Consider the following 10633-nt stretch of genomic DNA (forward strand, 5'->3'; position numbering starts at 1 on the left):
GCCGCCCTCGCGATCGAGCGCGCTGCGGCAGGCGGCCAGCGTGGCGCCCGCCGAGCGGCGCGAGCGCTCGACCATCGCCGCGCTCCATGGAAAGCCGATGCGGCGTACCTCGGCCGCGTCCAGCGTGCCGCCGGCGACGCGCTGCAGGTAGCCGGCGTCGTGGGCGCGCAGGATCTCGGCGTCGCTGGCGGCGGCAGGGACGCGCAAGTCGTCGTCGGCGAACAGGCCGCTGTCGCGCAGGCGCGCGCGCAGCCGCGAGTATTTTTCCATCGGAAAGCGGTGGCCCGCGGGCAGCGGGAGGACGAAATGGTCGGCGTAGTAGAGCTTCAAGGTGGACGGGTTCCGGTTGAACTCGGGCGCGGCAAGGGCGGGCGTTCTGTTCCCGCACGGCTTGGGACCGTGTGCGCCGCAATTGGTGCGCAAAGCATAAGCCGCCGCGCAGCCGCGGCGGCGCCATCGACGCCCGCCTCGGACGCGTATCTCGAACGCGCACGGCCGCAGCTGGGCGGGGACGTGAATCCGCGCCTTCGAGGGGCGGTCAGGATGCTGGCGGACACGAGCCGGACGCGCTGCAACAGGGATGGATTGTCCTGCTCCGTGGAGCGTTCCTGTTGTCAGGCGTTTATGGTGCAGTGCAATATGTCGAATGTCGATTCCATGTCCACTCCAAATCGAGGCTGAAATTGGGTTTCCGCCTGTTCCTGGCAAGCATCCGTGCGGCCATCCTGCGCTTCTGCGCCGGCAAGACCGCCGCCCGCGCGCGTCTGCCGGGGACGCGCGTCGCCTCCACGGCCGTGCCGCCAGTGCCGGCAGATGCGCCGGAAGTTGCACCCGCGTCGATATCCGAGCCTGGGCCCGCACACGCGGAGTCCCCGTCGATGCCTGAGCGTCGCGATCCACTCGGCGCCGAATCCGCGCCCGACGAGCATGTCGAGCCTGCCGCCATCGTCGCCGCGCCCGATCCGGACGCCGAACGATTGCTCGCGCGCTGTGCCCGTCTGCAGGCCCAGATGCTCGACTTCACCGGCCGTCTCGCCGACATGGAGCAGCAGGTGCGCAGCTACGAGCAGCAGCAGTTCCTTGCCCTCGGCGACGTGGTGGGTGAATGCCTGCGCCTGCGCCGGGAATACCTCGACCTGAAGGCCGAGCGCTCGGGTGCGGCGGCCGATCGGGAGCAGGCGCGCCAGGCCGAAGCGGACTTCGACGCCTACCGCCGCAGCACCGCGCACACGCCCGCGCCGCGGCCCGAACTCGATGACGACGAGCAGGACGAACTGCGCCGGCTGTATCGCGCGGCGGCCATGCGCTGCCATCCGGACCGTGCGGAGGAGGCCGAGCGCGCCGAGGCGCACGACGTCTTCCTGCGCGTGCAGGCTGCCTACCAGGCGCGCGACCTCGCGGGGCTGCGCGCCATCACCGCCGAGCTGGCGGGGTGGGCGCGCAAGCGCGACGACGCGAGCCCTGTGCAGGGGAGCGCGGCGCCCGCGAGCAGCGCCGTCCGGCGTCGGGTTGCCGAACTGCAGACCCGGGTCGCCGACCTGATCCTTGCCGTGCAGACCCTTCAACTGGATCCCGCGTACCGCCGGGCCGCTCAGGTCGAGCGCTGGGAAACGCACTTTGCCGAAGCGCGCGCCGGCTTCGAGGCCGAATGCGAGAGCTTGCGCGAGCAGATCGCCGGACTGGCGTCGCGTCGAAGTTGAGACCGGCGCGTGGCGCCCGCGGCTCAAAGCGCCAAGCACCCACCGCGAGCCTCACCCCCGCATCACACTTCCAGCGCGCGCACCTTCACCTTCTTGCCCTTGAGCGTGCCCGCCGACAGCCGGCGCACCGCCTCGCGCGCGATCGCGCGCTCGACCGCGACGTAGGTGGTCTGGTCGGTGACGGTGATCTTGCCGACCTGCTCGCGGGTGAAGCCGGCCTCGCCGGTCAGCGCGCCGAGCACGTCCGCAGGGCGGATCTTGTCCTTGCGTCCGCCCAGGATCAGCAGCGTCGTCATCGGCGCCTGCAGGGGCTCGTTCGCGTCTTCCACCAGTTCGTCGAGGGCGTGCCACTCGGGCTCGAAGCCCATCCTCTGCGCGATGCTCGCGACGCGGCGCTTGTCCGCGCTGCTGCACAGGTTCAGCGCCCAGCCCTCTTCGTCGCCGCGGCCGGTGCGGCCGATGCGGTGGATGTGGATCTCCGGGTCGGGGGTGACGTCGACGTTGATCACCGCCTCGAGACGTGCGATGTCCAGCCCGCGCGCGGCGACGTCGGTGGCGACGAGCACCGAGCAGCTGCGGTTGGCGAACTGGATCAGCACCTGGTCACGCTCGCGCTGCTCCATCTCGCCGTTGAGGGCGAGCGCCGCGAAGCCCCGCGCGCGCAGCAGCTCGACGAGGTCGCGGCACTGCTGGCGGGTGTTGCAGAAGGCCAGCGTGCTGACCGGGCGGAAGTGGCGCAGCAGCGTCGCGACCGCCTCCAGCCGCGCCGGGTGGGCGACCTCGTAGAAACGCTGGCGGATCTTGCCGTGCGCGTGTTGCTCGAGCAGCTTCACCTCCTGCGGCTTGCGCAGGAAACGCGCGGCCAGGCGGGCGATGCCCTCGGGGTAGGTGGCGGAGAACAGCAGGGTCTGGCGCTCGGAGGGGCAGCGGCTGGCCACGAAGGCGATGTCGTCGTGGAAACCCATGTCCAGCATGCGGTCGGCTTCGTCCAGCACCAGCGTGTTCAGGGCCTCGAGCGCCAGGCTGCCGCGTTCGAGGTGGTCCATGATGCGCCCGGGCGTGCCGACCACGACGTGGGCGCCGTGCTCGAGGCTGTCGCGCTGCGGGCGCATCGGCGTGCCGCCGCACAGCGCCAGCACCTTGATGTTGGCCTCGAAGCGCGCCAGGCGGCGGATCTCCTGGGTGACCTGGTCGGCCAGTTCGCGGGTCGGGCACAGCACCATGGCCTGGACGGCGAGCTTGCGCACGTCGAGCCGGGCCAGCAGGGGCAGGGCGAAGGCCGCGGTCTTGCCGCTGCCGGTCTTGGCCTGGGCGATGAGGTCGTGCCCGGCGAGGGCAAGCGGCAGGCTGGCCGCCTGGATCGGGGTCATGGCCCGGTAGTCGAGCTGGCGCAGGGTGTCCAGCATGGCGGGCGAGAGCGGCAGGCCGTCGAAAGGCAGGCCGGGGGTTGCGGGCGGGGGTGACCCGGGCGGGGCGTCCGGGGGACTCGCGAGGATGGGGGAGGAGGGGGGCGTCGATTCGGTCATGCGCGATTATCGCGGCGGATTCGACATCTTCCCTAGAGAACTTTGTGCGATCGGCCGGAATCGCCGTGTCCGAGGGGGCGGGAACTTCACGCCGCGTTTTGTTTCAGACCCCGGCGACGTCGACGTGCTCCATGACGGGAAACACATTCTGCGCTGCCCGATCGCGACTTGCGTCGCTCCTACGGTGCGGCCCGCGCGTAGGAGCGACGCAAGTCGCGATCCATGCGATCCCTGCGGTCGAGACGCCACGACGCCTGGAATGCATGCCGACCATCGTGATCCCGCGTCGCGCCAGCCGTCTCCCTTGCCCCCGCCGCAACCGGATTGAGGACGCCGAAGGATCCACCCGCGTCCGCCTGTACTACACTCGGACACCCGCGACAAACCACGACAACACGGTGCAGCCATGAGCCTCATCGAAAGCGTCCGCCCCCTGCAGAGCAAGCTGACCGCGATCCGCCGCGACATCCACGCCCACCCCGAGCTCGCCTTCGAGGAGCGCCGCACCGCCGAGCTGGTGGCGCGCCATCTGGAGGCGCTCGGTATCGAGACCCATCGCGGCATCGGCGGCACCGGCGTGGTCGGTGTGGTGCGCGGCCGCCGCGGGCTGCGTGCGATCGGGCTGCGCGCCGACATGGATGCGTTGCCGATCACCGAGCGCAACGAGTTCGCGCACAAGTCCACCATCCAGGGCTGCATGCACGCCTGCGGTCACGACGGTCACACCACCATGCTGCTCGGCGCGGCCGAGGCGCTGGCCGCACGGCGCGACTTCGACGGCACGGTGTACCTGATCTTCCAGCCCGCCGAGGAAGGCGAGGGTGGCGCGCCGGCGATGATCGCCGACGGACTCTTCGAGCGCTTTCCCATGGAGGCGGTGTTCGGCATGCACAACTGGCCGGGCATGGAGGCGGGGAGCTTCGCCGTCCACGCCGGCCCGGTGATGGCGAGCGCCGACCGCTTCGACATCCGCTTCACCGGCGTCGGCGCGCATGCGGCGATGCCGCACCTCGGCGTGGACCCGGTGGTGGCGGGCGCGGCCTTCGTGCAGGCGGCGCAGACCCTGGTGAGCCGCGTGCTCGATCCGATCGACGCCGGCGTGGTGTCGGTGACCCAGTTCCATGCCGGCGAGGCCTACAACGTGATCCCCGACCGCGCCGAGCTGTGCGGCACGGTGCGCACCTTCTCCGCCGAGGTGCGCGACCGCCTCGAGCGCGGCCTGCGCCAGGTGGCCGAGGGGATCGCGCAGAGCCATGGTGTGCAGGTGGATTTCGAGTTCCGCCGCGGCTATCCCCCGACCGTCAACACTGTCGCCGAGGCCACGCTGTGCGCCGAGGCGGCGCGCGCGGTGGCGGGACCGGAGCGGGTATTCACCGACCGCCGCCCGAGCATGGGTGCGGAGGATTTCGCTTATTTCCTGCAGGAGAAGCCGGGCGCCTACGTGTGGGTCGGCAACGGCCCGGGCGAGGGCGGCTGCATGCTGCACAACCCCAACTACGACTTCAACGACGAGGTGCTGCCGGCCGGCGTGGCCTACTGGTGCGCGCTGGTGCAGCGCCTGCTCGGCGGCGTGAAGTGAGCGCCGCCCGATGATGCGCACGCTTCGACTCGCCCTGCGCATGATGCTGCGCGACTTGCGCGCGGGCGAGCTGCACCTGCTCGGGCTGGCGATCATGATCGCGGTGGCGAGCCTGACCAGCGTGGGCTTCCTCGCCGACCGTGTCGGGCGCGCGCTCGATCGCGAGGCCAACCAGCTCCTCGGTGGCGACCTGCTGCTGCGCGCCGACAAGCCGTGGCCCGACGCCTTCATCGACGAGGCGCACAGCCGCGGCCTGCAGACCGCCAGGACGGTGCTGTTCACCAGTATGGCGAGTACCGCCGAGGGCGCGGCGCTCGGCGGCGTCAAGGTGGTGGAGGACGGCTACCCGCTGCGCGGCACCATCCGTCTGGCGCCCGGTCCCAACCAGGCCGACGCCCCCGCAGGTCGCGCGCCCGAAGCGGGCGAGGTGTGGCTGGACGAGCGCCTGTTCGCAGAGCTGGGCGTGAACACCGGCGACAAGGTGGGCCTCGGCGAGCTCGAGTTCCGTGTCGGCGCCATGGTCAGCTTCGAGGCCGACCGCGGCGCCAACTTCTTCAGCCTGCTGCCGCGCGCGATCTTCAACCTCAAGGATCTGGAGGCCACCGGCCTGATCGCCGAGGGCAGCCGCGCCACCTGGCGCTTGCACGTGGCCGGCGCGCCGCAGGCGGTGGAGGCTTACGAGAAGTGGGCGCGCGCGAACCTCGGCCGCGGCCAGCGCGTCGAGACCGTGGACAACGCCCGCCCCGAGGTGCGTGCCGCGCTCGACCAGGCGCAGCGCTTCCTGCGCCTGGCGGCGCTGCTCGCGGTGATCCTCGCCGCGGTGGCGGTGGGCCTGTCCGCGCGCCGCTTCATGGCACGCCACCTCGACGGTTGCGCGGTGATGCGCGTGCTCGGTGCGCGTCAGGCGCAGGTGCTGGGCATTGTGGTGGGCGAGTTCCTGCTCTTCGGGCTGGCCGCCGCACTCGCCGGTACCGCGCTGGGCTGGGCGGTGCAGTGGGGGCTGGCGGGCGGGCTGCGCGAGCTGCTCGCCACCGACTTGCCCGCGCCCTCGCCGCTGCCGCTCGCGCATGGCCTGGTGGTGGGCATGGCGCTGCTCGCCGGCTTCGTGCTGCCGCAACTGCTGCGCCTGGGCAAGGTCAGCACCCTGCGCGTGCTGCGCCGCGAGTTCGAGTTCGCCGAGCCGGTCTCGGGTGCCGCCTGGGCGCTCGGGCTGGCGGCGCTGCTCGGGCTGATCTTCTGGATCGCCGCCGACGCGCGCCTCGGCGCCATGGTGGCGGCCGGCTTCGCGGTGGCGCTCGGCGTGTTCGCGCTTGCCGCCTGGGGTGTGCTCAGGCTCGCCGGCCGCCTCAAGGGACAGGGCAGCCTGCGCGGTGGTGGCTGGCGCTACGGCATCGCCGCCCTCGGCCGCCGCATGGGCAGCAGCGTGATCCAGGCCGCCGCGCTCGGGCTGGGCATGACCGCGCTGCTGCTGCTCACCCTGGTGCGCGCCGACCTGCTCGACAACTGGCGGCGCATGGCGCCGCCCGATGCGCCCAACCGCTTCGTGATCAACATCCAGCCCGACCAGCGCGCCGGCATCGCCGCGCTGTTCGCCGCCGAGGGCCTGCCGGTGCCGCCCATCCAGCCGATGATTCGCGGCCGCATGGTGGCGATCGAGGGCAAGCCGGTCGACCCCTCGGCGTACGAGGACGAGCGCACGCGGCGCCTGGCCGAGCGCGAGTTCAATCTGTCGTACGGCGCCGAGCTGCCGCCGGGCAACGTCGTCGAGGCGGGGCGCTGGCACGGGGCGGCGGCGCAGCCGCAGTTTTCCGCGCAGTTTTCCGCGCAGTTTTCCGTCGAGGCCGGGCTGGCGAAGACCTTCGGGCTGGCGGTGGGCGACCGTGTGACGTTCGAGATCGGCGGCCGCCGCGTCGAGGCGCCGATCACCAGCGTGCGCAAGCTCGACTGGGACTCGATGCGGGTGAACTTCTTCTTCATCGCCTCGCCCGGCGTGCTGGAGGATTTCCCCGCGACCCTGATCACCAGTTTCCACCTGCCGCCCGCGCGCCACGACTTCACCACGAAGCTGCTCGGCGAGTTCCCCAACCTCACCGTGATCGACACCGCGGCGGTGATCGCACAGGTACAGTCGATGACCGACAAGCTGATCGTGATCGTGCAGTTCGTGTTCGGCTTCGCGGTGCTCGCCGGGCTGGTCGTGCTGTATGCCGCGCTGCAGTCCACTCACGACGAGCGCGACTACGAGCTCGCCATGCTGCGTACCCTGGGCGCGCGCAACCGCCAGGTGCGCCAGGCCTTGTTCGCCGAGTTCCTGGTGCTGGGTGGGGTCGCCGGCGTGCTCGCGGGCGTGGGCGCGAGCGCGATCGGCTGGGTGCTGGCCGAGCAGGTCTTCCGCATGCCCTACGTGCCGGCGCTGGCGCCGGTGCTGGTGGGCGTGGTGCTGGGCGCGGCCGGCGTGGTTGCCGGTGGCTGGCTGGGCACGCGTGCGCTGCTGAGCCGGCCGCCGCTCGCCAGCCTGCGTGCACTGGGCTGAACGCATGACGTCCTTGCAACTGACGCCGGCCGAGTGGCTGCTCGCCGGCCTGCTGGTGGCGGTGCTGGTGCTGCAGGCCTGGGGGCTGCTGCGCGGCGGAGGCGCCGAGCGCCGCCTGCGCGAAGGCCTCGGCGACGACCTCACCGACTTCATGGAGCAGCGCCTGGCCGCGCGCCACCGCGAGCTGCTGCTCGACCTGCACGACGGGCTCACGCGCCAGACCGACCGCATCGGCGAGCACGCGCGCGCCGACCGCGAGCTGCTGCAGCGCGGCCTCACCGCCGCCTCGCTGCAGCTGTCGCGCGGCATGCAGGCGCTCACGCAGAGCGTGGACGGCCGTCTCGACACCCTCTCGGGTCAGGTCAACCAGCGCCTCGACGAGGGCTTCCGCAAGACCAACGAGACCTTCGCCAGCGTGATGGCGCGGCTGGCGACGATCGACGAGGCGCAGAAGAAGATCGACGGCCTCACCACCAACGTGGTCAGCCTGCAGGAGCTGCTCGGCGACAAGCGCGCACGCGGCGCCTTCGGCGAGGTCCAGCTCGAGAACCTGGTGCGCAACATGCTGCCGCCCGAGGCCTTCGCCTTCCAGCAGGTGCTGCCCAACGGCACCCGGGTGGACTGCCTGCTCACCCTGCCGGCGCCCACCGGCAACGTCGCGGTCGATGCCAAGTTCCCGCTCGAGAACTACCACCGCATGTTCGACGACACGCTCGCCGAGCTCGACCGCCGCGCCGCGCAGCAGGCCTTCCGCGCCGACGTGAAGCGCCACGTGGACGCGATCTCCGCCAAGTACATCCTGCCCGGCAGCACCGCCGATGGCGCGGTGATGTTCCTGCCCGCCGAGGCGGTGTTCGCCGAGCTGCACGCCTACCACCCGGAGATCGTGGCCTACGCGCAGCAGAAACGCGTGTGGATCGTGTCCCCGACCACGCTGATGGCGGTGCTCAACACCGCGCGCGCGGTGATGAAGGACGTCGAGACGCGCAAGCAGATCCACGTCATCCAGGACGCCCTCGGCAAGCTCGCGAAGGACTTCCAGCGCTTCGACGAGCGCATGGCCGCGCTCGCCCGCCACATCGAGCAGGCCAGTCGCGACGTGCAGGACGTGCACACCTCGAGCCGCAAGATCAGCGCGCACTTCCGCCGCATCGAGTCGGTGCAGCTGGACGAGGAGGACGAAGAGGCGGGCGAGGGCACGCCGGCGGCGCTCGCTGCCGGGACCGTGGGAAGCGGATCCGTGGGGGGGCGGGATTGAGTTCTGCGAACCTGGGGAATTCTTCCGGGGCCGCTGCGGTCGGACCACCCGTCACGGGCGCGCACGGATGATCGTCCGCCCGATTTGATGCGGGACAGGGACGGGGCGCGCCGCCGCCCGTATCGTCAGGCCCGACTCGCCGCAAGGCCTGCATCGCTTCTCCGATTCACCCGTCCGGGAACCCCGCACCGATGTCCGATTTTCCCCTGCCGATCCTTTTCATCATGGCGGTCTTCTTCACGATGTGGCTCATCCTGAGGAAGTTCCACCGCATCGAGCAGCGCAAGCGCGCGCTCCCCGAGCTCAACGCCTACTTGTACGCCAACAACCAGACCGAACCGCGCTGCTCGGCCTGCGAATCGACCGAATTCAAGGACGAGGGCCTCAGCCACGGCAAGGACGAGCGTCGCATCGTGTCGTGCGCCAAGTGCGACACCCTGCTGTACCGCATCGTGCCGCCGGAAAGGGCGGAGTAGTCGCTCCGCCAATCGCGACTTGCGTCGCTCCCACAGCCCTGCCCGGGCGCCGGCAACGAAGCGCGCGTGCCGGTTTTCGTAGGAGCGACGCAAGTCGCGATCACGGCCCCCGAGCCTGCACCGACGCCCCGGCAGCATCCCGCCGCCAATCGCGACTTGCGTCGCTCCCACAGCCCTGCCCCGGCGCCGGCAACAAAGCGCGCGTGCCGGTTTTCGTAGGAGCGACGCAAGTCGCGATCACGGCCCCCGAGCCTGCACCGACGCCCCGTCAGCACCCCACCGCCAATCGCGACTTGCGTCGCTCCCACAGCCCTGTCCGGGCGCCCGCAACAGCGCGCGTGCCGGTTTTCGTAGGAGCGACGCAAGTCGCGATTGCGCGGTCTGGAGGGGCGGTCATGCGGGCTGCACACTCACCGCGGGCCCGAGAAGGCATCCACCAGCACCTGGGCAAGCTCATGCATCGGGCCGAGGGGTTGCTGTGGCGGCGTCAGGCCGGCGACGAAGCCGGCGGCCGCGAAGCGGGTGAGCAGCGCGGGGTCGGAGGCGATCACATGCACCGGCACGTCGTGCGGCTGGTCCGGCCCGCTCACCGTGCCGATCGGCTGGTGGTCGCCGATCACGATCAGGACCAGCTCCCGCGCGGCGTGATGGGCGAGGTAGTCGGCGAGCCAGCCGAGCTGGTAACGCATCGAGGCCAGATAAGCGGGGAGCGGCTCGGTCCAGGACACCCGCACGGCCGCCGCGGCTTCGACCTCCTCCTGGCTGAAGGCGTCCGCGCGCAGCAGCCGCGACCAGTCCTCGCGCAAGGGTGGGATCGCTGCGAAGGGGGCGTGCGTGGAGACGGTGGCGAAAACGACCAGCCGTGGCGCGCGACGCGCGGCAGCGGTCTCCGCGCGTGCGCCCGGACGGGAAGTGGGCGCGCTGGCGGAGGTGTCGCCCGCAGAAGCCGGGGAGGAGCCCGGGCTGGAGCGGGCCTGCTGCGTACCGACTGCCTCGCCGAAGCTGCCGCCCAGCTCGTCCACGTGGATGCGCGCCATCGAGGCCTGGTCGGGGATGCGCCAGAAGCCGAAGGGCAGGCCGGCGTAGCCCGCGCTGTCGGCATCGGCGATGCGGTCGAAGCCGTAGAAGCGGCCCTCCGGCCAGGGGCGCTGCAGCCCTGGCATCCAGCCCACGGTACGGTAGCCGTGGGTGGCGAAGTGGCGGACCAGGGTGGGGCGATCGGTGGTCAGCAAGAGTGCGTGGTCGGCCGGGTCGCGGGTATCGACCCCCGCGAGCACGGCGGCGTGCGCCAGCCAGGAGGCGCCGCCGAAGGTCGGCGAGACCACGCGGGCGGAGACGGCCTGGCGGCCGCTGGCCGCGATCGCGGCACCCAGCTCGGTGCGTGCGTCGGCGAGCGCCGCGGTGATCGGCGGTCGATCGAAGCTGACCGCGCCGTAGGCCTCGGCGAACACGATCAGCACGTCTGCGCCCCGCAGCGCCGCGAGGTCGCCGCGGAAGTCGGGGCCGGGGCCGAGCCGCTCGCCGCCGTCGGCGGCGAGCGCCGAGTGCAGGAAGCGGATCT

7 protein-coding genes and 1 pseudogene are annotated in these 10633 nt (G+C 71.6%); 5 read left to right on the forward strand and 3 right to left on the reverse strand.

Annotated features, from left to right (window positions below; translation table 11 throughout):
• Positions 1-330: pseudogene (locus tag C665_RS15600) on the reverse strand (histone deacetylase); the annotation flags it as partial.
• Positions 331-878: 548 nt separating this feature from the next.
• Between C665_RS15600 and C665_RS15605 the strand changes: the two are divergent.
• The gene (locus C665_RS15605; protein ID WP_004321807.1) at positions 879-1700 is read left to right on the forward strand and encodes a DnaJ domain-containing protein; all 822 of its coding nucleotides are present in this window, start codon (positions 879-881) and stop codon (positions 1698-1700) included.
• Positions 1701-1762: 62 nt separating this feature from the next.
• Here C665_RS15605 and dbpA read toward each other — a convergent pair whose 3' ends face one another.
• Positions 1763-3226 carry an ATP-dependent RNA helicase DbpA gene (gene dbpA / locus C665_RS15610; protein WP_040829436.1) on the reverse strand — a complete coding sequence of 488 codons (1464 nt, stop codon included), beginning with the start codon at positions 3224-3226 and terminating at the stop codon, positions 1763-1765.
• Between the two features lie 406 nt (positions 3227-3632).
• On the opposite strand from dbpA, the gene C665_RS15615 reads away from it, so the two are divergent.
• The 4 genes from C665_RS15615 (at position 3633) to C665_RS15630 (ending at position 9072) form a co-directional block, all read left to right on the forward strand.
• Entirely contained in the window at positions 3633-4805 is a 1173-nt protein-coding gene (locus C665_RS15615) for a M20 aminoacylase family protein (protein ID WP_004321811.1), read from the forward strand.
• A gap of 10 nt (positions 4806-4815) precedes the next feature.
• A complete protein-coding gene (locus C665_RS15620; RefSeq protein WP_004321814.1) occupies positions 4816-7338 on the forward strand; it encodes an ABC transporter permease in 2523 nt (840 codons plus the stop codon).
• A gap of 4 nt (positions 7339-7342) precedes the next feature.
• A complete protein-coding gene (locus C665_RS15625) occupies positions 7343-8596 on the forward strand; it encodes a DNA recombination protein RmuC (RefSeq protein ID WP_004321817.1) in 1254 nt (417 codons plus the stop codon).
• Positions 8597-8787: 191 nt separating this feature from the next.
• Entirely contained in the window at positions 8788-9072 is a 285-nt protein-coding gene (locus C665_RS15630; RefSeq protein ID WP_004321819.1) for a hypothetical protein, read from the forward strand.
• Positions 9073-9482: 410 nt separating this feature from the next.
• On the opposite strand, the gene C665_RS15635 is transcribed toward C665_RS15630, so the two are convergent.
• Positions 9483-10633: alkaline phosphatase family protein (locus C665_RS15635; protein ID WP_004321822.1), on the reverse strand; the 1151-nt coding region annotated here is incomplete at its 5' end.

Source organism: Thauera aminoaromatica S2, from assembly GCF_000310185.1.
GTDB classification, from domain to species: domain Bacteria; phylum Pseudomonadota; class Gammaproteobacteria; order Burkholderiales; family Rhodocyclaceae; genus Thauera; species Thauera aminoaromatica.